General features: G+C 41.5%; 21 protein-coding genes and 1 other annotated feature. Of the genes, 17 read left to right on the top strand and 4 right to left on the bottom strand.

Annotated elements, in window-relative coordinates; genetic code table 11:
• Nucleotides 1–60 precede the first annotated feature (60 nt).
• From IRB79_RS19035 to IRB79_RS19025, 3 genes are all read left to right on the top strand, one after another.
• On the top strand, nt 61–1,239 hold the full coding sequence (locus IRB79_RS19035; protein WP_221880173.1) for an ABC transporter substrate-binding protein: 1,179 nt from the start codon (nt 61–63) through the stop codon (nt 1,237–1,239).
• A gap of 258 nt (nt 1,240–1,497) precedes the next feature.
• Entirely contained in the window at nt 1,498–2,286 is a 789-nt protein-coding gene (locus IRB79_RS19030; protein ID WP_110065244.1) for an ABC transporter ATP-binding protein, read from the top strand.
• Nucleotides 2,286–3,458: a phenylacetate--CoA ligase family protein gene (locus tag IRB79_RS19025; RefSeq protein ID WP_243504080.1), complete on the top strand. Its 1,173-nt coding sequence runs from the start codon at nt 2,286–2,288 to the stop codon at nt 3,456–3,458. Before IRB79_RS19030 ends, IRB79_RS19025 begins: the two co-directional genes overlap by 1 nt.
• A gap of 491 nt (nt 3,459–3,949) precedes the next feature.
• Here the strand turns inward: IRB79_RS19025 and IRB79_RS19020 are convergent, their stop codons facing one another.
• Together IRB79_RS19020 and IRB79_RS19015 are read right to left on the bottom strand one after the other, a co-directional pair.
• Nucleotides 3,950–4,552: a class I SAM-dependent methyltransferase gene (locus tag IRB79_RS19020; RefSeq protein ID WP_243504079.1), complete on the bottom strand. Its 603-nt coding sequence runs from the start codon at nt 4,550–4,552 to the stop codon at nt 3,950–3,952.
• A gap of 100 nt (nt 4,553–4,652) precedes the next feature.
• Nucleotides 4,653–5,453, bottom strand: a complete 801-nt coding sequence (locus IRB79_RS19015; protein ID WP_243504078.1) for a DUF169 domain-containing protein — start codon at nt 5,451–5,453, stop codon at nt 4,653–4,655.
• 166 nt (nt 5,454–5,619) lie between these two features.
• Here IRB79_RS19015 and IRB79_RS19010 point away from each other — a divergent pair, with 166 nt between their 5' ends.
• From IRB79_RS19010 to IRB79_RS18980, 7 genes are all read left to right on the top strand, one after another.
• A complete protein-coding gene (locus IRB79_RS19010) occupies nt 5,620–6,042 on the top strand; it encodes an SRPBCC family protein (protein WP_430538223.1) in 423 nt (140 codons plus the stop codon).
• Nucleotides 6,042–6,368: an ArsR/SmtB family transcription factor gene (locus IRB79_RS19005; protein ID WP_206843520.1), complete on the top strand. Its 327-nt coding sequence runs from the start codon at nt 6,042–6,044 to the stop codon at nt 6,366–6,368. The genes IRB79_RS19010 and IRB79_RS19005 overlap by 1 nt, the downstream gene beginning before the upstream one ends.
• Nucleotides 6,369–6,485: 117 nt before the next feature.
• Nucleotides 6,486–7,856 carry an MATE family efflux transporter gene (locus IRB79_RS19000; protein ID WP_243504077.1) on the top strand — a complete coding sequence of 457 codons (1,371 nt, stop codon included), beginning with the start codon at nt 6,486–6,488 and terminating at the stop codon, nt 7,854–7,856.
• Nucleotides 7,857–7,995: 139 nt separating this feature from the next.
• Nucleotides 7,996–9,009, top strand: coding sequence for a hypothetical protein (locus IRB79_RS18995; protein WP_243504075.1), 1,014 nt, complete (start codon nt 7,996–7,998; stop codon nt 9,007–9,009).
• A 71-nt stretch (nt 9,010–9,080) separates the two neighbouring features.
• On the top strand, nt 9,081–9,767 hold the full coding sequence (locus tag IRB79_RS18990; protein ID WP_243504073.1) for a response regulator transcription factor: 687 nt from the start codon (nt 9,081–9,083) through the stop codon (nt 9,765–9,767).
• Complete coding sequence (locus tag IRB79_RS18985) at nt 9,751–11,172, top strand: sensor histidine kinase (RefSeq protein ID WP_243504072.1); 1,422 nt, start codon at nt 9,751–9,753, stop codon at nt 11,170–11,172. Before IRB79_RS18990 ends, IRB79_RS18985 begins: the two co-directional genes overlap by 17 nt.
• A 266-nt stretch (nt 11,173–11,438) precedes the next feature.
• Complete coding sequence (locus tag IRB79_RS18980; protein ID WP_243504070.1) at nt 11,439–12,470, top strand: STAS domain-containing protein; 1,032 nt, start codon at nt 11,439–11,441, stop codon at nt 12,468–12,470.
• A gap of 56 nt (nt 12,471–12,526) precedes the next feature.
• On the opposite strand, the gene IRB79_RS18975 is transcribed toward IRB79_RS18980, so the two are convergent.
• On the bottom strand, nt 12,527–13,156 hold the full coding sequence (locus IRB79_RS18975) for a flavodoxin family protein (RefSeq protein WP_279401029.1): 630 nt from the start codon (nt 13,154–13,156) through the stop codon (nt 12,527–12,529).
• Nucleotides 13,157–13,288: 132 nt separating this feature from the next.
• On the opposite strand from IRB79_RS18975, the gene IRB79_RS18970 reads away from it, so the two are divergent.
• The 7 genes from IRB79_RS18970 to IRB79_RS18940 all read left to right on the top strand — a co-directional run bounded on the left by IRB79_RS18970 (nt 13,289) and on the right by IRB79_RS18940 (nt 18,152).
• Nucleotides 13,289–13,690 (top strand): VOC family protein, encoded by a 402-nt coding sequence (locus tag IRB79_RS18970; RefSeq protein WP_243504069.1) that lies wholly within the window; start codon nt 13,289–13,291, stop codon nt 13,688–13,690.
• A gap of 5 nt (nt 13,691–13,695) precedes the next feature.
• Nucleotides 13,696–14,394, top strand: a complete 699-nt coding sequence (locus IRB79_RS18965; protein ID WP_243504068.1) for an alpha/beta fold hydrolase — start codon at nt 13,696–13,698, stop codon at nt 14,392–14,394.
• A 153-nt stretch (nt 14,395–14,547) separates the two neighbouring features.
• The gene (locus IRB79_RS18960; protein WP_243504067.1) at nt 14,548–15,003 is read left to right on the top strand and encodes a GNAT family N-acetyltransferase; all 456 of its coding nucleotides are present in this window, start codon (nt 14,548–14,550) and stop codon (nt 15,001–15,003) included.
• Nucleotides 15,004–15,122: 119 nt separating this feature from the next.
• Nucleotides 15,123–15,800, top strand: coding sequence for an NAD(P)H-dependent oxidoreductase (locus IRB79_RS18955; protein WP_243504066.1), 678 nt, complete (start codon nt 15,123–15,125; stop codon nt 15,798–15,800).
• A 112-nt stretch (nt 15,801–15,912) separates the two neighbouring features.
• Nucleotides 15,913–16,854: a hypothetical protein gene (locus IRB79_RS18950; RefSeq protein ID WP_243504065.1), complete on the top strand. Its 942-nt coding sequence runs from the start codon at nt 15,913–15,915 to the stop codon at nt 16,852–16,854.
• A gap of 17 nt (nt 16,855–16,871) precedes the next feature.
• Nucleotides 16,872–17,681, top strand: coding sequence for a GNAT family N-acetyltransferase (locus IRB79_RS18945; protein ID WP_243504064.1), 810 nt, complete (start codon nt 16,872–16,874; stop codon nt 17,679–17,681).
• Between the two features lie 27 nt (nt 17,682–17,708).
• Nucleotides 17,709–18,152: a GNAT family N-acetyltransferase gene (locus IRB79_RS18940; protein ID WP_243504062.1), complete on the top strand. Its 444-nt coding sequence runs from the start codon at nt 17,709–17,711 to the stop codon at nt 18,150–18,152.
• A 95-nt stretch (nt 18,153–18,247) separates the two neighbouring features.
• On the opposite strand, the gene brnQ is transcribed toward IRB79_RS18940, so the two are convergent.
• Entirely contained in the window at nt 18,248–19,588 is a 1,341-nt protein-coding gene (gene brnQ / locus IRB79_RS18935) for a branched-chain amino acid transport system II carrier protein (protein WP_243504060.1), read from the bottom strand.
• Between the two features lie 46 nt (nt 19,589–19,634).
• Nucleotides 19,635–19,875: a binding site (T-box leader), on the bottom strand.
• Between the last annotated feature and the right edge of the window lie 237 nt (nt 19,876–20,112).

Raw genomic sequence — 20,112 nt, 5'->3', positions numbered from 1 at the left:
TTTTGAAAGTAAAACTTTCAAATTTTTATAAAAAAAGAGGAAAAAATGAGGGGGAACATTATGAAGAAGGTTTGGAAAGGTTTATTGGCAGCAACATTAATGGCTGGAATGCTGGCTGGCTGTTCAGGAGGCAGCGAGGAAGCATCGGGTGACAAGAAAGGCACTGTCAAAATCGGCGGTATCTTTGACCTTACGGGCGGTACCGGTGATGTAGGAACACCATATGCAGAGGGTGAAAAAGCATTTTTTGAATCCATTGCAGGTGAGGAGATCAATGGTTATAAGCTCGAATTAATCGGTGATGATTATGCTTATAAAATTCCTGAAGCTCAAAAACTTTATCAGAAATTAAAATCAAAAGATAAAGTATCGGCTATTTTAGGATGGGGCACAGGTGATACAGAAGCCCTTCGCCAGCAGGTGGCAGCTGACAAACTCCCATTCATTTCGGCTTCATACTCAGAGAATCTAAAAAATATTGATGAAAGCCCATATAACTTCCTGGCCGCGGCTTCATACTCCGACCAGGCAAGATCCGTACTGAAATGGATAAAAGACAATCACACTGGCGGCACACCTACTGTAGCATTAATTTACAACGATACGGCTTTTGGAAAATCCCCAATTGAAGATGCCAAAAATTATGCAAAGGAAAATGGCATCGAAATTGTTGATGAGCAAATAGTTGACCTGAAAACACTTGATGCAACCTCCCAATTACTGAACATGGAAAAGAAAAATCCTGATTATGCGATTATCAACCAAACTTGGGGTGCAACCGCAACGATTCTAAAAGATGCTAAAAAGCTTGGCCTTGATACACAATTCATCGGTTTAAACTGGGCTGCCGGTGAAGGCTTGCTTCCAATTGCCGGTGATGCTGCTGAAGGATTTATCGGGGTTGTCACACATGCATTCCCTTATGAAGATCTGCCTGGAATGGAAGAAATCAAGAAGTTCGTAGAAAGCAAGGGTGAAAAGCTGGAAGACAAGAACCAGAAATTTATCCAGGGATGGGTTTCCGCAAAAATTATGGTTGAAGGCCTAAAACTTGCTGAAGACCCGACTTCAGGTGAAGGGATCCGTGCTGGCCTGGAGAAAATCTCAAATCTAGATCTTGGCGGTCTAGCCGCTCCAGTTACTTTTTCCCCTGACAATCATGCTGGAACCAACCAAATTCGATTGGCAGAAGTGAAGAACGGGCAGTTTGAAGTGTTCACTGATTATATCGGCTACTAAAATGATGGGGGCGAGGTTTGATACCCGCCTCCTGTTAGCTTTTAAAGGCTTGGAACATCGCTAAAGTGTGAACTTAGCAATAAACTCGAAATTTGGCAAAGAAACATGAAATTTTCCAAACAAACTATCGGAATCAGCAAACAAATCTCAGATTTTGCAAATAAACCTAGAAAACCAGCAAACAACATATGATTCAGAACTTGACCTTGGAACGAATAAATAGAGAAAGAGTTTATAAAAAGCTGGGAGGACAGATGCATGCTGACAATTAACAATGTCGAAGTGATGTACGATAAGGTCATCCTTGTACTAAAGGGGATGTCGATGGTGGTGCCTAAAGGGAAAATAGTTGCTCTGCTCGGCAGTAATGGCGCCGGAAAAACGACTACCCTTAAAGCCATTTCCGGACTGTTGAAGAGTGAGAATGGTGAAGTAACAGACGGGTTTATCGAGCTGTATGGGGAGCGCATTGATGTAAGCGATGCTGAAACCATCGTAAAGAAAGGCATTTTTCAGTGCATGGAAGGAAGACGTGTCTTCAAGCACCTTTCTGTGGAAGATAACCTGATTGCAGGTGCGCATACCAGGAAAGACCGGAAGAATATTAAAAGTGATATTCAAAAAGTCTATCATTACTTTCCAAAGCTTGAAATGCTGAAGCACAGGCAGGCCGGATATCTGTCAGGTGGAGAGCAGCAAATGCTGGCCATTGGCAGGGGTATCATGGCAAAGCCAAAGGTGCTGCTTCTCGATGAACCTTCATTAGGACTGGCCCCTCTATTAGTAAAAGAGATTTTCGGGATCATAAAAAAAATCAATGAAGAAGAGGGGACTACGATACTGGTAGTTGAGCAGAATGCCAATGTTGCCTTATCGATTGCTGATTATGGATACATCATGGAAAACGGCCGGATTGTGATGGATGGAACGGTGGAGCGGCTCCTTTCCAATCAGGATGTGCGTGAATTTTACCTTGGAATGGGAGATAAGGGACGGAAAAGCTATAAAGATATTAAATCTTATAAAAGAAGAAAGAGGTGGCTGTAGTGGAAAAGCTGAAGGAAGTGATTCAGCATGCATATGACAATGCCAAAGGATTTAAATGTCAGCTTGATGATGCACGCATTTCTCCAAGTGACATTCTATCCCTAAAAGATTTACAAAAAATTCCCGTGCTTAAAAAAGATCGATTGCCGGATATGCAATCTGCAGATCAGCCCTTCGGAAGCCTTGCAGCTGTAAAGCCAAATGAGATGGCACGAATCTTTATGTCACCAGGTCCAATTTATGATCCGCAAACTACGGAGAAAGATTTCTGGCGTTTTTCAGAGGCTCTCAGGGCAGCTGGGTTTAACAGTGGTGATATGGTACAGAATACATTTTCCTATCATCTTTCACCGGCAGGCTTTATGTTTGACTCGGCACTTCGTGAATTAGGCGCAACTGTAATACCGGCCGGAACCGGGAATCGGGAGCTGCAGATTCAGATTATGAAGGATATCCAGGTAACCGGCTATGTCGGAACCCCCAGCTTTTTTAACCTTTTGCTTGATGCCCTTGAAGAGAAAGGATGGAAGATTGGTAACGAAATAGCGGTTAACAAAGTATTCTTTACTGCTGAAATGCTGACTGAACAAATGCGGAAAAGGTGTGAAGACAATGGGATTTCGGTATATGAAGGCTATGGGACTGCGGATTGCGGATGTATTGCTTTTGAAGACAAGCAGGGCCCTGGGCTGAGAATAACTGATTCTGCCATCGTACAAATCTGTGACCCGCAGACTGGATGGGAGGTTTCAGGTGGAGAAGGAGAAGTGGTTGTCACTCTATTTGATAAAAGCTACCCGCTCATCCGCTTTGGAACAGGCGACCTCTCCCGCTGGGTTAAAGGGTACGAGGGAAAAAGGATTGCAGGAGTGTTGGGACGTGTTAGTGATGGAGTAAAGGTAAAAGGAATGTTTGTAAGAGAAAAACAGCTTGCACAGGTCTTGAATGAAGCAGGGTATTCGGTATTCCAGGCAGTTGTCACAAATGAGAACGGACAGGATCAGCTTACAATTTTCATAGATTCCGAGGAAGGGTTAGAATCTGAGCTTTCATCAAAAATTCAGGAAGTGATCCGGGTCAAGCCAATCCTTGAATTAACATCGGCAGGCTCAATTAAAAAGAATGATAAGAAGCTGGTGGATAACCGGAATTACGAATTAAAAAAGGTGTAGTCAAAGGAGGCTGATTGAATCGGCCTTCTTTTTTGTGGAGAACTGAAAAGGATTTCTAATTTGTACTATGAAAAAAGACGAAAGCGGATCATGAATTAGAATGGAAATTAATCTTTCGCATTAACGCCGAAAATGTGGTTGTGGGGAGGAAAATGGTAGTTAAGTAGCTGGATTAATGCCGAAAATATGGTAGTGAAGAGGAAAATGGTAGTTAATCAACTGGATTAACGCCGAAAATGTGGTTGTGGGGAGGAAAATGGTAGTTAATCAACTGGATTAACGCCGAAAATGTGGTAGTGAAGAGGAAAATGGTAGTTAATCAACTGGATTAACGCCGAAAATGTGGTAGTGAAGAGGGAAATGGTAGTTAACCAGCCGGATTAACGCCGTAAAGAGGTAAGAGGGAGAAAAAACGGCAGCTAATCGGCTGCTATCAACAAAAATAGAGTTCCAATCCCAAAATAATCAAAAATGGCGCCGCTAGCAGAAGATTAACGGCCGCCATCACTATTCTCACACTCCACTACCAGAAACAAACCTTTATAATAGGAAGTCACGTTCGAAACCTTCATGCCGGATTCCTGTATAGCCAGAAGTGTATCACGGTTTAGATGGCAGCCGTCACAAATTCGTTTCCATAGAGGGTTTAGGGCTTCCTGGGCAAATGCCAAAGCGGGCTGCTCCATTTTTACATGTTCAAAGAATAGTATTTTTGCCTGTGGCTTACAGACTCTTTTGATCTCCGAGAGTGCTTTGTAAGGATCTGGTATCGTACAGAAAACAAGAGTAGCAACTGCTGAATCAAATGTATTGTCCGCAAATTCAAGATCTTCAGCAGACTGCCGGTGGATATGGATAGGAACCGCAGCCGCATTCTTGCGTGGAATAGATTTCTCAATCATTGCCTGATTTGGTTCAATGGCATCGACCCGAGCCGCATTTTTGTATAATGGGAAGTTAATGCCTGTGCCGGCACCAACTTCGAGTACACGGCCGGCAGCCATGGAAAGAATCTTACTTCTGATTTGCCGGAATTTTCTTTTTTCAAAAGGCTGCATGGCCAAATCATATAGAGATGGGAATAAGCTGCTCAAAAATTTCACTCTTTTCTTAATAGCTGTCTGTTTTTATTTTACCCTTTTCCCAAAATGAAACAAGCCGGTACCTCTTCTTAGGGGTACCAGCATCAATAAATCAAGGGAGGCTGTCAAACATCTCGTTCAGCTTCTCATATGTGTCCGGATACTTTGCCTCATATTGAAGGTAGGTTGGGACAGGGTAGCGCACACCGCCTTTGTGGGTTTGCTTTAATCCCTCAGCAAACTCATCTGCCATGGAAAAAGGAATGGTGAAGGCCATTTCATGATCATGTGTCTGCCCGAAAACCCGATCTCCATAGCATGGCAGGATCACCTGCGGCTTACCGGTTTTTATTGTCTTAATAACGATATCGGCACAGTCAGCTCTAGCAGTAAAAGTAGATGTGATTTCTCCGCCCGTATGATAGAGTGCACCCGCAACCATTCTCATGACTTGTGCTGAATTCCCATAAACTGTGATTACTTCCGGTTCAAATGCTGCTCTCCCCAGAGGAGCCATTAAAATAGTTCCGGCTTCCTCTTTTGAAAATTTAGGAACTGCCGCTTCGGTTAAGGCACCAAGGTCACAGGTTTTTGTGTACATGCCATCTGTTAAACTGCCTTTTGAGTAATAGTCCAGTTCCTCTTCAAACCCAAAAGCGATTTTGGCAATGGGGCATGATAAGTCTTCTTTGCCCATGGCAATGGACCAGCCATATCTTCTTGACATTGTCACACCCTGACAGATGCTGAATGTTTTGCCAAAGTCTCTTGCCGGACGCTTTATCCTGTCAGGCAGTGCCTCCTCTTTTTTCAAAACTCTTATAGCCAGCGGAAAAGTATCGGGTCGCACATATGTAAGAATCGCAGTTTCCAGATCAGAAAGTTTTTTGGCATGAATCGTTTCCTGCATCATTATCCCTCCTTTAGATATAAGAATAATTCTGTAAATTATATGGATTAACCTGCATATTTAGGCTTTATTTTAGGAAACATCATAATATTCCAGTTGACATAAAACCAAAAGGTTGTATATGATTTAAATGAAACCAAAAGGTTGTATTTTATAATTAAAGGAGAGCATGAAAATGGAAACACTTCAGGATATTAAACAAACAGTCATACTTAATGCGCCAATTGAAAAAGTTTGGAAGACAGTCTCTACATCTGAAGGGATCGAAGCCTGGTTTATGCCAAATGATTTTAAGGCTGAGCTGGGCTATGAATTTCATATTCAGTCACCATTTGGTCCGTCCCCGTGTAAGGTCACAGAACTGGATGAACCTAACCGGCTTTCTTTTAAATGGGATACAGATGGATGGTTTGTATCTTTCCTTTTGAAAGATTTGGGCGGCAAAACTGAATTTACTCTTATACATGGCGGCTGGAAACAGTCAGATGAACTGGTTGAGAAAGCTCAAGCCGAGAGTGCGGTTATCCGTGAAAGAATGTCTCAGGGATGGACTGGAATTCTCGCAAAGCTTGGCAAGGTTGTTGAGGAATAATGGGTGCTTCTGCCAGGAAACATGATGTGTTTCAGGCAATCGCCGATCCAACGCGGAGAGAAGTATTAAGGCTGCTGGCTGAAAAAGAACGCCCAATCTCAGAGATAAGTGCTCATTTTCCCATAAGCCGGACCGCCATATCAAAACATCTTCATATCCTTTCTGAAGCTGAGTTAGTAAAAGGGAAAAAGGCAGGCAGAGAAAGAATCTACCATCTCCAGCCTGAGCCGCTGACAGAATTGAAGCAATGGCTATCCTATTATGAACAATTCTGGAATAATAAGCTGCAAAAACTTAAATATATAGTTGAAGAAGAAAATGAGTGATGTCCTGAAAAAGAGCTTCTGAAGCTCTTTTTTCTTTTGTATAAAAGTAAGGTCTTTCTTCTTAAAGATATAATATAATGATATTTGTGTTTAATATTTTGTGAAGGAGTCCTTAGGATGTATCAAACGTTTACTTTTCAGGAGAAGATCAGGCAAATTACAATCATGTTAATTCCTATTTTAATTACGCAGCTTGGCATGTTTGCAATGGTCTTTTTTAATACGATCATGTCGGGAAGATATAATGCTTCCAACCTTGCTGGCGTAGCGATAGGCTCCTCCATTTGGAATCCTGTTTTTACCGGGCTCAGCGGAATTTTAATGGCTGTATCTCCAATTGCGGCTCAAGCGTTTGGAGAGAAAAAGAACAAAGAAGTTACTTCTATTGTTAAAAATGGAATAGTTCTGGGCTTTGTTATTGCCTTCGCAGTCATCCTATTGGGTTCATTTTTGCTTGACCCGCTGCTTGATAGCATGAATCTGACTAATGCTGTGGAAGCAACGGCTCGGGGCTATCTTGTGGGACTCAGCTTTGGAATCATTCCTTTATTCATATTTAATGTTTTAAGATCTTTCATCTATGCACTCGGCAAAACGAGAGTTGTAATGGTGATTTTGTTTTGTTCACTTCCAATCAATTTCTTCCTGAATTATGTCCTGATCTTTGGCTATTGGGGATTTCCTGAATTGGGAGGAGCAGGAGGCGGGTATGCAACTTCTTTTACTTACTGGTTCATCCTTATCATGACTGCTTTTATTATAAAAACGAAGGAGCCTTTTTCAAGCTATGGGATATTCAGCGGTCTTAAAGATTTTTCATGGGGAAAATGCAAAGAAATCTTAAAGATTGGAGTACCCATGGGATTGTCAATCTTTTTTGAAACGAGTATGTTTGCCGTGGTGACCATCTTAATCAGCAAGTTCAATGTGACAACAATTGCCGCTTATCAGTCTGCATTAAACATTGTTTCCTTCCTGTATATGATCCCGATTAGCATTTCCATGGCGCAGACAGTGTTAGTCGGATTTGAAGTGGGTGCAGGCAGGTATAAGGATGCAAAGTCCTACAGTTGGCTTGGCATCTATTTAGCCGTATTGATTGCCTTGTTTACTGGGCTGCTTGTCGTATTTTTCCGATATGAAGTTGCAGGTTTTTATTCTACTGATAGTGCTGTTATTGCCTTAACTGCCCATTTTCTAATTTACGCCCTGTTTTTCCAGATTTCTGATGCCATCCAAGCTACTGCACAAGCTGCATTAAGAGGATATAAAGATGTGAATATTTCTTTTGTTATCACATTGATTGCCTATTGGCTGATCTGTCTGCCTGCTGGGTACGTTCTTGCACATCATACCAGCCTCGGGGCTACTGGATATTGGCTTGGCCTTACGTTCGGGCTTCTTGCTGCAGGTGTTTGTCTTTCAATGAGGCTCATCTTTATCCAGAAGAAGAAATTTATCAATGAAGAAATACGGGAAGCAGGCTAAAAACCGTTTGGCCGATTATTGCGGCATTGGCGGTTTTTTTATTGTTGAGTTTTTTTGACATCTTCCTGACATATTGCACCGATATAGTAAAGTCGAGGTTAAGAATGCTTGGCCTTGAAAATGATCAGGAGGTATAGTAATGAAAAAAACAATCATTGGTTTTAGCCTTGCAGGTTTATTACTGGCAGGGGGGTATGCAACAACATCTTTTGCAGCAGATACAGAAGCTTCTGCAGAAAAAGGCGAGTTAAGCTGGAAATTTAAAAGCAAGGGGTCTGGCCATCATGGCAGGGGGTTTACTAATGACTCTGAATCTATCCTTCAAAGGGCTGAAGAGCTCGGCATTAAAACAGAAGGAAAAGGTGCCGGAACTTTAAATGGGGAAATCCGCGAAGCAGAAATTCTGAAAGAAGCGAAGGAGCTTGGGATTAAAACGGATGGAAAAGACACTGAAGACCTTATGGAGGAAGTAATGCTTGCTAAGCTGAAAAAGAAAGCTGCAGAATTGGGCATCAAGACAGAAGGAAAAGATGCAGAAGCTCTCCATGAAGAAATCGGTACAGCAAAACTGAAAGAGGAGGCCAAAGAACTGGGAGTGACGACTGAAAACAAAGATTTGGAGACCCTCAAGAAGGATATTCAGACAGCTTCCTTAAATAAGAAGGCAAAAGAGCTTGGAATTTCTGCTGATGGCACAGATCTGCAGACTCTAAAACAAGAGATATACACAGCATCAGTAAAAAAAGAGGCTGAAAAACTAGGAATCTCCATAGAAGGCAAAGATATCCGGGAAGCGGCACAAGAGGTCTTTTCAGTGAAGGTCAAAAAAGAGGCGAAGGAACTGGGCATTTCAATAGATGGGAAATTCATTCAGCAAATCGCTCAAGAGGTTAGGGAGAAAAAAGTGGCAGATCTCGCTAAGGACTTGGGTATTTCCACCAATGATAAATCAACAGCAGACCTTATCGCGGAAATAGAAGAGAAAGACAGTGCTAAATTACAGGATGTACTTGGAGAAACTTTTATGGGGATCAAAGGATTGGGCATGAAGGAAATGAGAGGCAGTCATGGGCATGGCAAAGATGGCAGCATGAAGCAGCGGGTATCTAAAGAAGGTCAAATTGATACAAGTACAGATTCAGGCTCTTTGTAATAAGTTTTAAAAATCCCCGTGTACAAATTCGGGGATTTTTCTTTATAGTTAACTTATTGGAGGAAGGTAATATGAAAAAAATCCTTGTGGCAGAAGATGAATTGGCTATTTCCAAAGTTTTAAGCGCCTATTTGCATCGAGAAGGGTTTGAAGTTCTAACAGCATATGACGGCAGCAATGCCCTTGAGCAATTTTTCAATCACTCACCTCAGCTTGTGATCCTGGATATCATGATGCCTGGCATGGATGGCTGGAGTGTGCTCGAAAAAATTCGTGAAAAAAGCGCATGTCCTGTCATCATGCTTACAGCGCTGGGGGATATTGATTATAAGTTAAAGGGCTTGAATACAGGTGCAGATGATTATATTTCAAAGCCTTTTATCGGGGATGAGGTAATTGCACGTGTGAACGCTGTATTACGGCGATCAGCAAATGTGTACACGGATGAACATATAAAGCAATATGGAAGCTTAACGATAAATTTTGATGCGCATACCATTTTCCTGCATGGCAAGGAAGTAAGTTTGACTCCGCGGGATTTATCTTTGCTGCTGTTTTTGGCTGAAAGGCCTAACAGAACTTTCACCAGGGATCAGTTGATTGAACATGTCTGGGGAATGGATTATGACGGAAGCGACCGTGCTGTCGATTTGGCCGTAAAGAGGATACGGCAGGCATTAACGGACTGGCCGGAAACAGAAGGTGAAATAAGGACGCTCAGAGGAATGGGGTACCAATTCCATGTTTATGAAAAATAACAAAAGAACAACACTGCTCCGCTATTGGACAACCCGCTATCTTTTTACACTTGTCATCGGACTTATCATACTGGCAGCAGGATCTATGTGGTGGATTAGGCAGACAACTCTTGAAAACAGGCTGAATTTGCTGCAGTACGTTGCTGTTGAAACAGCAGATCGTGTCGTGCAGCAGGACGGCGGCATCGAATTTGATCCTTTTTTTAACAGAATGCTGGAGGAAAGAGCGAAGCTGCTGGAATTTAAGTTTGAACCCCAGGTCTTTATAAGCGATTTAAATGGCCAAATATTATATAAGAAAACCGGACGCATGCAGAGGAATAACCAGACTGGCCCTGATCTCGGAACTCTGCCTGCAGATTTGCTTGAGAACCAAAAGAATGTTCAAAAACTGGATACACAGGATGGGCAAGCCGTGTATGCGGTCAAGTCGGATATAACATTCGATAATAACCAGGTGGGATGGGTCGTAGTGGTCCAAAGCGCAGATGATTTGACGAACGTAAATCAGGAATATTCCCTGTTGTTTATCATGCTCACAGGATTGGGTCTTCTTGGATGGAGTGTCATTTATTTTCTTTCCAGGAAAATTTCGAGGCCCATTCAGGAAGTAGCTCAAGCTGCCTCGAAAGTCAGCGAAGGTGACTATAAAATCGATCTGAAAGCCAGGGCCAATGAGGAAGAGATTCATAATTTAATCATATCGTTTAAAGAAATGACAGAGCGGCTTATGCACCTTGAAAAACTTAGGGCAGAATTGCTGGCTGGGGTCACACATGATTTGAAAACACCTGTCACATCTATAAGCGGTTTAATTCAGGCGGTGCGTGATGATGTTGTAAGCGGTGAAGAAAAAGAGGAATTTCTTGATATTTCTCTAAAAGAAGTCAGCCGTTTGCAGAAAATGATTGAGGATTTACTCGATTTCAATTCACTTTCGTCCGGTGCTTTTTCAATCAGGCCCGAATACTGTGATATGAATAAGCTCGTGAAAGATATTGTAAGGCAATGGGCACTAGCAAAGAAAGGCAATTTTCACTATAGTGTTGAAGCGCCCGCTGAAACCATCTGCAGATCAACAGACCCGTACCGTCTGCAGCAGATTATGATTAATTTGTTGAATAATGCTTATCATGCCATTGATGAAGCTGGCAGCATTACTGTTATATTGAGTGAGGGATTTATTGAGGTTCATGATAATGGATCAGGAATAGCCGAAGAGGAGCAGCCTTATATTTTTGAGCGTTTTTACAGGGGTGAACAGAAGAAGCTGAAAGTAAGAGGGCTCGGCTTGGGGCTTCCATTCAGCAAACTGCTGGCTGATGCTCTGAACGCAAATTTATTTTTAAAAGAAAGTTCGGCAAAAGGCAGTGCATTTATGATTAAGTGGGAAGAAGAAGGGTAGGTATAAGCGGGGAAGACTTGCTTGCCTATCCTTTTTTGGAGGTGAATAAAAACTCTGCACGATGAGATGCGGAAAGTTGAATAGATTTTGGGCACGCAGGCGGCAAATTCCAGGAGCTATATTACATTGATTTTTTTCATATTTAATAAGGTTTTAACGGCAGCATATACATTTTTGACTCCGAAATAATCTTGAGGGTAGAATAATAATGTTCTTTAAATAGATGACTAGACAGCAATGAATGTATAAGATGAGGAGGACATTCGATGGAGACTTACTCTTCCAAGTATGAAATAAATGTAAATGGATCTTTATTCGATTGGGATTTGGATGATGCAACGTTTAGATTTGAAAATGACGAAGTGGTGGTATTTTGGGTAAACACAGCATTCAAGACACTGCTGGACTCCATTGAAGAAATCTCTGGTGAAAAGTCGGCCGAGCTTGTGCTAGAAACAGCTGGGTACCGTACAGGGAAAATTGTCAGCAAATTTTATTTGGAATCGAATAAAGAAAAAGAAGACATTATCAATCATCTGCCCAATATTTATCTAACTGCCGGATGGGGAAAAACAGACATTGTTTCCTTCTGTCTCGAAGAAAAGAAAGCCATTGTACGTGTTAACAGCGGCTGGGAATATAAGATTAATATTGCTCAAAAGAAAAAAACAGAAGGCACTTTTTTGCCTGGACATTGGGCAGGGGTGTTAAGCGGCCTGTTTGAAACAAATATGTGGTATAAGGTGAGACATAGCCAGGTCCAGGGGGATCAGTATTCCGAATATGAATTTTTTGAATCCGAAATTACACCTTCCCAGAATATTAGCGCAATGATAAAAGAGCGGACTCAAAGCGCCCAAAAAGAGCTGGAAAAGGAAATTGTTGAGCAGACCAGAGTATTGTCGGAAATCATTAAAGAGATTTCTTCTCCTATTATACCTGTGATCGACTCCATTTTGGTCATCCCTTTGGTTGGAAGATATGAAGAGCTGCGGGCAGAGGAGTTGCTGAACAGAACATTACTGAATCTTCCCCGATATAAAGCTGAGTATTTAATACTGGACTTAACTGCATTAAAGGGTGTCGATCAATATACTCTTGATTTCCTGAAAAAATTCGTCAGAGCCGCTTCACTACTGGGCAGCAACTGCATATTTGTCGGGATTTCACCGGATCTTAGCCTCCAAATAATCGAGAGCGGAAATAAAGAAACACAAATTCCGTGTTTTTCTATTCTGCAGCAGGGAATCACCCACGCACTAAATCAATTGGGATTGGAGATTTCTCCTAAAAAATAAAGAGTAAAAACCAGCATTTAGGGCCAATGCTGGTTTTTTACTGCTTATTAATGTAACTAGCCTTTGACGATATTTCCTTCTGCAGGTATCGGATGAGCATTTAACATTCTAGCAAAATGGATTAAATTGTAGGCCATTATTTTGGCATGCTGTCTTGTGAAGTCATTTTCATAGCCCTTTGCTTCAATGAAGGATGGGCCGGGACCAGCCTCACCAACCCAATAGGTGTCAACGTTTGGCGGTATGGTGAACCCCATATGGGAGAGTGAATATAACACGGAACGGGAAACTTGTTTGGCTCCATCTTCATTGCCGGTCACCACAACGCCGCCAACCTTGTTGTAATAAATATACTGGCCTTTTTCATTGGTCAGACTGCTTCCTCCATATAATCTTTCGATTACTTTAGTGGTGATGCTGCTTTGCTCGCCAAGCCAGATGGGAGAACCAAGGATTAGGATATCTGCCTCTTCAACCTTCTTAAAAATATCCGGCCATTCATCCTCCTGATCCACTGCTTCAGAAGTAATATCGTATCCAATCTTAAAGTCTGCAGCTGTAATGACCTCTGTTTCCACTTCCGTTTTATGAAAAAATTTAACAATTTCATCTATAAGTGCACCGGTATTGGAAGGGTCACTGCTTTTTTTAAGTGTACAGTTTAAAACTAAAGCCTTAATTGACATGTTTCATACAACTCCCTTTCTATTATTCACTACTCTTAATTCCCTGTGCTAAGGACCAAAAACAATAAAAATGAAGGAAATGTGAGAAATTCAACGAATTACATAATTTGGTATGAGATTGGAGGGGCTGAAATGATCTATGAAATGACGGTTCAATTCCAGGTGCTGGATATGAAAAAGGGACTGTGGTGGTATGAAACTTTTCTTAATAAAAAACCTGATTTCATTCCGCATGAAGGATTTGCAGAGTGGGAACTCATCAAAGGGTGCTGGCTTCAGATAGCTGAGGGTTCCCCCAGTAAAGGAAGCGGTCCGATTAGGCTGGGTGTGCCTGATCTTGAACAGGAACGTGAAAGGCTAATCACAGAATTAAAAATAACACCATTTGATATTCATACAAGGAAAGAAGTCCCTGTTAAGTGGGCTACATTTTCGGATCCTTGGGGAAATAGAATTGGATATTTTGAATTTATCGATAAGCATGAAAAGGAAACTCAAATAAAAAAAGTAATCAAAAATAAACTGGGGAGATGAGAGCTATGGATCATCATTTTATAGAAAGAGAGGAAGGCTTTGCCCTTCATTATCTGGAATGGAAGCCAGCGTTCAAGAATGACAGCCTTCCAGTAATATGCATTCATGGGAACCTTTCAAATGGAAGAATGTTTAGATGGATTGGAGAAAAAATATCTCAAGGGAGATGGGGAACACCAAGACGGGTCATTTCGATTGATTTAAGAGGGTGCGGGGACAGCGGCCTTCCGGAGACCGGCTTTACAATCAGGCATTTAGCCAGCGATATTGAGGCGGTTCTCCAGCACACAGGAATTGTGAAAGCACACTTTATTTCATTTTCCAGGGGAGTTCCGATTACTGTGCAATTTGCCCTGGATTTTCCGGGGAAAATTCAGGGCTTTGTTGTAGGGGACTATCCTGCAAAAAGCTTTGTTATGAAGAGGGAATGGGTTGAAAATTTAATCGCCAGATATAAAATTCATCAGACGTGGGAGGAGCTTTATCAGTCTATCTCCCCGAATCAGGAAATCAGCCCGGAAGAATTTGCAGAACGCAAGGAGGAATTCTATGTGAAAAAAGAAGATGGAATACATGCAAGGGTTCATAAAGATCTCCCCATGAAACTTCAGATAGATTCAGAGGATCTGGACTTAACGCACGGACTGAATCTAATTGAAGGGCCGGTACTTCTCTTACGGAGAGGAAGAAGGAACTCTGATTAATGAAGCTGAGGCAGAAGAATTTAGACAATATCATCCTTCATTAAAAGAAGAGGTGATTGCAGGGGCAGGACATTCTGTTTTTGATCCGAAAGAACAGACAGAAAGTATTTTCAAAGATTATTTTGCAAGCCTTGACATAAAAAGGAGGACGTAATGAATATACGAAAAATTGATCATTCAGAGCCCCCTCCTATGAATCTGCTATTATTGGCGGATCCTTCAATTGAATTTATTGAGGATTATTTAAATCGAGGGGAAACATATATTGCTGAACTAAACGGAGCAGTAGTCGGCGTTTATATCCTTCTTGCCACAAGGCCAGGAACCTGTGAGATTGTTAATATTGCCGTTAGTGAAAAATATCAGGGAGAGGGCATCGGCAGAAAACTTCTTCAGCATGCAATAGGGCTTGCTTTTCAAGGAGGAAATAAGACCCTTGAAATTGGTACGGGGAATTCCAGTATTGGGCAGCTGGCTCTTTATCAAAAATGCGGTTTTAGAATCACTGGGGTCGATAAAGATTTTTTTGTGCGGCATTACAAAGAAGATATCCTTGAAAATGGAATTCATTGCAGGGATATGATCAGACTGTCTATGGATTTACAATGAGAGTGCCCCAAATAATTAGGAACGGCAGTGAAAAGGGCAAACTAAAAGCTGATTTCATGAATGTTATGCTGTAATGTGTTACGTTAAAATTAGAACAGTCAGAAAAGGAGTGTTTGGGTTTGCGTGAAAAGGAAACTTTAAAGGAAGACATTCTGAATGCCTATCAATTCAGGCATGCGACAAAGGAATTTGATCCAAATAAAGAAATCCCCGAAGAAGATTTTCGATTTATATTGGAGACAGGCCGTCTGTCACCAAGTTCATTTGGTTTTGAACCATGGCGTTTTGTGGTTGTTCAGAACCAGGAGCTCCGTGAGAAAATTAAGAATGCCTCCTGGGGAGCATTCGGTAAATTGCCTGAAGCAAGCCATTTTGTTTTAATCCTGGCAAGAACGAAAAAAGATACTAAATATGATTCCCAGTATCTGCAGGATCATTTTAGAAATACCCTGGGGATGCCGGAAGAAATGATGGAAAAATATTTGCAGCGGATTGAGGAATTCCAGAAGTCCGATTTTGATCTTCTGGAAGGAGACCGCCCTCTCTTTGATTGGGCTTGTAAGCAAAGCTACATCGCACTTGGAAATATGATGACTGCTGCTGCACAAATTGGAATAGATTCCTGCCCAATTGAAGGTTTTGACATTGAAAAAATGAATAAGCTGCTGGATGAGGAAGGTTTGCTTGAAGAAGGAAGTTTCGGGCTGTCGGTAATGTGTACCTTTGGGTACAGAGTGAAAGACCCAAGGCCGAAAACACGCAGACCATTCGATGATATTGTAAAGTGGATTGATTAGGAAAAGAGCTTTGACTCTTTTCCTTTTTTTATTGTTTAAAAAAGGAAATTGAAATTATAGCTAGAAAACTAATAAGAAATCAAATGCGCCTAATTAAGAAAGGAAATTATTTATGAAGATAACGAAAGAAAGATTTGAGAACACAAGCAGATGGATAAAGAGAAATGCAAGGCCGCTTGAATCAGCTTTATGGTCATACCATTTTGAAGATCGTAATGCTGAAGGGGTAATAAAATGTATTGAAGCTTTTCAGAATGACGACGGAGGATTTGGCCATGGCATTGAACCTGATTTCTGGTCAGCTCACTCATCACCGATGGCTTCATGGGCGGCCGGACAAATTTTGATGGACATTGAAGCAAAACCCGAGTTAAATGTTGTACAAAAACTAGTAAATTATTTAGAACTTACATATATGCATGAGAAGAAATTGTGGCCATCTGTGGTGCCTTCAAACAATGAGTACCCACATGCTCCATGGTGGCATTGGACAGAGAGAGTCCAGGAAAATTGGTCTTATAATCCAAGTGCAGAGCTTGCTGGGTTCTTATTGCATTGGTCACCACCCGGAAGCAGTGCTGCTGAAATAGGGTGGGAAACGATTAAGAATGCAGTTGTTCACTTAATGGAAGCTGATGAGATGGATAGACATGAAATAAACAATTTTCAGCAGTTGGTAAAGTTAATGTCTAAGCAGGAAACTGAATTTAATTCCAGAATTAATTACCCTCTCAAGCATACGGCTGAAAAAGTGAATGCACTTGCATACAAAGCTGCCGGGAAGAACAAAGGAAATTGGGGATTAGGCTATACAGCCACTCCATTGGATTTTGCTGAGCATCCTGAAGATTCTCTTTCTATGAAATTTGGAACGTTAATTGATGATAATCTTGATTTCTATATTGAGCAGATCTCAAATGAAGGGACATGGGATATTTCCTGGAGCTGGGGACAATTTGATAATGAATTCCAAGTTGCACGCAATCATTGGAAAGGAATACTTGCAGTTAAGCGATATAAAATATTGCATTCTTTTGGAAGGCTTGACGTTTAATAAATGAGGTGGAAATTATGAATCTAGTGATGAAAAGTGACTTAGCTGAGAGGCTGGACCAGGCAGAGACAGATGTGCTGCACTCCAGATTGACGGCTATTAAAAATCGGGATGGAAACCCCATGGGCGTGGAAATTAAAAGAATTGGCCAGACAACCGCTTTTTTTGCCAGGAATATACCGGGTCCATCCTTCAATCTTGTAAAAGGATTTAACGAAGCTGATGCCGAAGTACTGGATCAAATAGTTGATTTTTACCTGGGAAAAGGAATCCCAACTCGATTGGAGATCACACCATCAAACGGATCATCAGATTTACTGAAGATGCTTCATCAAAAAGGATTTTATCAATGTGATTTCCATACCACTTTGTTTGCGGAGCCTTCAGATCTTATGGACCTTCCCATTCATGCTGGTATTGATATACGCAGGATGCAAAGAAAGGATTTTGGTCTTTTCGGTGAGGTGTATACAAAGGGATTTGGCATGCCTGGATTCCTTAGCCAGGGGATAGCTGAAAATAATGAGGTGCTTTATGGCAATGAAAACTGGGTCTTTTACCTCGCATTTGTAAACAATGAACCAGCTGGAATAGGTGTTATTTTTATGGAAGAAGGGGTAGCAAATCTTGCGGCTGCTGCTGTTTTGCCTTCTTTTAGAAACAGGGGAGTCCACAGCGCGCTTATTCAAGCCCGAATCTATCAAGCGATTACAAATAATTCCGAGCTGGTGACAGGTCAGGCAAGGTTTGGTTCGGCAAGCCAGAATAATATGGAAAAAGCAGGTTTGAAAATTGGATATACAAAGGCAATCTGGATAAGGGAATAAAACCGTGTGAAGGCAGGAAGGTGAAAAATGGAGCATAAAATACATACCAGGAAAGCAGCTATTGAGGATCTTCCCAAGCTTGCCCGTTTAATGGGAGACTTGGGTTATCCTGTATCGGAAGAACAGATGGAAACGAGGCTTAATATGATCGGCTCACATCCTGATTACTGCACATTAGTGGCATGCCTAAAAGATAAGGTTATTGGCATGGTTGGATTCCATACAGGTCATTTATACAATACTGACGGCATTCATATCCGGGTTATAGCTTTAGTTACTGATAAAGATTACAGAGGGATTGGTGCAGGCAAGAAGCTGATGCTGGCTGTGGAAAATTTTGCAGGACAATTGGGGGCTGCCGGAATCGTCCTAAATAGCGGAAACAGGACTGAGCGCGAAGACTCTCATCAATTTTATATAAGTTTAGGCTATCAGGCAAAGAGTACCGGGTTTGTGAAAACTCTCCATTAGAAAGCGGGAATTAATATTAAGTATTGATGGAGCCGCCTGAATTTTGAGGTGAAGGAATAGGAAAACCAGGCTGTTTAAGCAGCCTGGTTTTTTCTTTATAAAGAAGCTTTTACATCCATCTGTTTTGCTGAATCCGGCTGTTGCCTGTCAGTTTTGCTTAGAAGGATGCCCAGTGCAGTACCTGCTGCAGCTGGTACAACCCATTCCATTCCAACAGATGCGAAAGGCAATACTTCCCTAAGGGTTTGAAGGGCTCCGAGATCCAAGCCAAAGGTGCTTAAACCTCCCAGCGCTGCAAATATTCCTGTGAATAAAATCGCACTCCCGTAAACTTTTCGCGGGTTTCGGAAAAAGCCATTAAAGAAGCTCAGGGTAATCAGCACAATGGTTAAAGGATAAGCTGTTACCAGGAAAGGAACAGATACTTTGAGAATTTGATTTAACCCAAGATTTGATAAGGTGAAACCGATCAGGGTTACGGCAGTGATGACTAATTTATAGCTTACCTTTGGCAGCAGTTTTGAAAAATATTGTCCGCAGGCAGATGTTAAGCCTACTACAGTCGTAAAACAGGCAAGAGTGAAAATTGCACCGATGAATGCCGTTCCAGCTTTTCCGAATAACAGGGTGGAGGCAGATGATAAAATCGCTGTCCCGTTTTCAAAAGTGCCATTAGCAGCAATTTTAACTCCCAATAAAGCAAGGGAAATATAAACGGCAGCCAGCAACCCGCCAGCTATTATTGCCGCTCTTAGTGTATAGCGGGATAATTGCTTTTCGTCATGTACACCTTTTTTCTGGATGGCAGTAAGAATTACGATTCCAAAGGCAAGAGCGGCAAGGGCATCCATTGTGTTATAGCCTTCCAGGAAACCCTTAAAGAATGCCCCGCTGTCATAACCGCCAGATGGAGCCAGCTGCTTTGTGTCGAAATTCATGAATACAGCTGTACAAAGGATAACAACTGACAGCAGCAGAACGGGAGTAATCCAGCGGCCCATGAATCTTTCCATTTTGGCCGGATTTAAACTGACAACATACACAAGCAAGAAAAATAATGCGGAATACGTAAACAAAACTAGTGATAGGTTCCATGAATCATTAACAAATGGCATGACACCCATCTCGAAAGCAACACCTGCATTTCTGGGAATAGCGAGGAAGGGTCCAATGGATAGGTAGATGATAACCATAAATAAAGTGCCGAAAAGAGGATGAACCCGGCTGGCAATCGCATCAATTCCACCCTTTGCCAAGGAGATGGCGAGCAGTACAATAAATGGCAAGCCTACAGCAGTCAGAATAAAACCTGCCATGGCAAGCCAAAAGGAAGTACCAGATAAGGCACCGAGATAAGGAGGGAATATTAAATTACCTGCTCCAAAAAACATTGAGAATAACATGAGGCCGATGAAAAAGCTGTCAAATTTCTTCATAAGTTGTTCAAACTCCTTTATATAAAAATAAAAAGACCCGTCCCCAGAAAGGGACGAGTCTATACTCGCGATACCACCCTAATTCCGCAGTTCAAAACTGCAGCACTCAGCTACGTACAATCATACGCGTTCCATTGTAACGGCGGAAAACCCGTCAAAGCTTACTGTATTTCAGCTTTGCATCTCAGAGATGATCTTCGGATCAGGTACTGGACACCGGCTTTCACCATATGCCGGCTCTCTTTGGAACAGCATTCCTGTCTTACTCTTCTCGTCAGCGACTTATTATTTGAAAATAATTTATCAAATAAGTTTAGATAAGTCAATATTTTTTGTTAATTAAAATTACTTTTTGGGATAAAAGCGTTAAAGCAGCCAGATATAGAGGTATTTATTTTATTTTTACCGAATTAGTAATGGTAAACTGACTTGAATAAGCAAAATATTTTCTTGTTTAACAGAGCAAGGTGAAGAGGTAAATATTAAATATCCCAGTGGAAGAGTCCTCACTAGGATATCGTTAT

This window comes from Cytobacillus oceanisediminis (genome assembly GCF_022811925.1).
Lineage (GTDB): Bacteria > Bacillota > Bacilli > Bacillales > Cytobacillaceae > Cytobacillus > Cytobacillus oceanisediminis_D.
Note: the sequence above shows the minus strand (reverse complement) of the source record. Positions and strands in the feature narration are given on the sequence as shown.

Excerpts from the sequence above, each read along its gene's own strand:
- IRB79_RS19035 (WP_221880173.1), top strand. The coding sequence starts at position 61 with ATGAAGAAGGTTTGGAAAGGTTTATTGGCAGCAACATTAATGGCTGGA.
- IRB79_RS19030 (WP_110065244.1), top strand. The coding sequence starts at position 1,498 with ATGCTGACAATTAACAATGTCGAAGTGATGTACGATAAGGTCATCCTT.
- IRB79_RS19015 (WP_243504078.1), bottom strand. The coding sequence starts at position 5,453 with ATGATGCAGGAAACGATTCATGCCAAAAAACTTTCTGATCTGGAAACT.
- IRB79_RS19010 (WP_430538223.1), top strand. The coding sequence starts at position 5,620 with ATGAAAATGGAAACACTTCAGGATATTAAACAAACAGTCATACTTAAT.
- IRB79_RS19005 (WP_206843520.1), top strand. The coding sequence starts at position 6,042 with ATGGGTGCTTCTGCCAGGAAACATGATGTGTTTCAGGCAATCGCCGAT.
- IRB79_RS19000 (WP_243504077.1), top strand. The coding sequence starts at position 6,486 with ATGTATCAAACGTTTACTTTTCAGGAGAAGATCAGGCAAATTACAATC.
- IRB79_RS18995 (WP_243504075.1), top strand. The coding sequence starts at position 7,996 with ATGAAAAAAACAATCATTGGTTTTAGCCTTGCAGGTTTATTACTGGCA.
- IRB79_RS18990 (WP_243504073.1), top strand. The coding sequence starts at position 9,081 with ATGAAAAAAATCCTTGTGGCAGAAGATGAATTGGCTATTTCCAAAGTT.
- IRB79_RS18985 (WP_243504072.1), top strand. The coding sequence starts at position 9,751 with ATGTTTATGAAAAATAACAAAAGAACAACACTGCTCCGCTATTGGACA.
- IRB79_RS18980 (WP_243504070.1), top strand. The coding sequence starts at position 11,439 with ATGGAGACTTACTCTTCCAAGTATGAAATAAATGTAAATGGATCTTTA.
- IRB79_RS18975 (WP_279401029.1), bottom strand. The coding sequence starts at position 13,156 with ATGTCAATTAAGGCTTTAGTTTTAAACTGTACACTTAAAAAAAGCAGT.
- IRB79_RS18970 (WP_243504069.1), top strand. The coding sequence starts at position 13,289 with ATGATCTATGAAATGACGGTTCAATTCCAGGTGCTGGATATGAAAAAG.
- IRB79_RS18965 (WP_243504068.1), top strand. The coding sequence starts at position 13,696 with ATGGATCATCATTTTATAGAAAGAGAGGAAGGCTTTGCCCTTCATTAT.
- IRB79_RS18960 (WP_243504067.1), top strand. The coding sequence starts at position 14,548 with ATGAATATACGAAAAATTGATCATTCAGAGCCCCCTCCTATGAATCTG.
- IRB79_RS18950 (WP_243504065.1), top strand. The coding sequence starts at position 15,913 with ATGAAGATAACGAAAGAAAGATTTGAGAACACAAGCAGATGGATAAAG.
- IRB79_RS18945 (WP_243504064.1), top strand. The coding sequence starts at position 16,872 with ATGAATCTAGTGATGAAAAGTGACTTAGCTGAGAGGCTGGACCAGGCA.
- IRB79_RS18940 (WP_243504062.1), top strand. The coding sequence starts at position 17,709 with ATGGAGCATAAAATACATACCAGGAAAGCAGCTATTGAGGATCTTCCC.
- brnQ (WP_243504060.1), bottom strand. The coding sequence starts at position 19,588 with ATGAAGAAATTTGACAGCTTTTTCATCGGCCTCATGTTATTCTCAATG.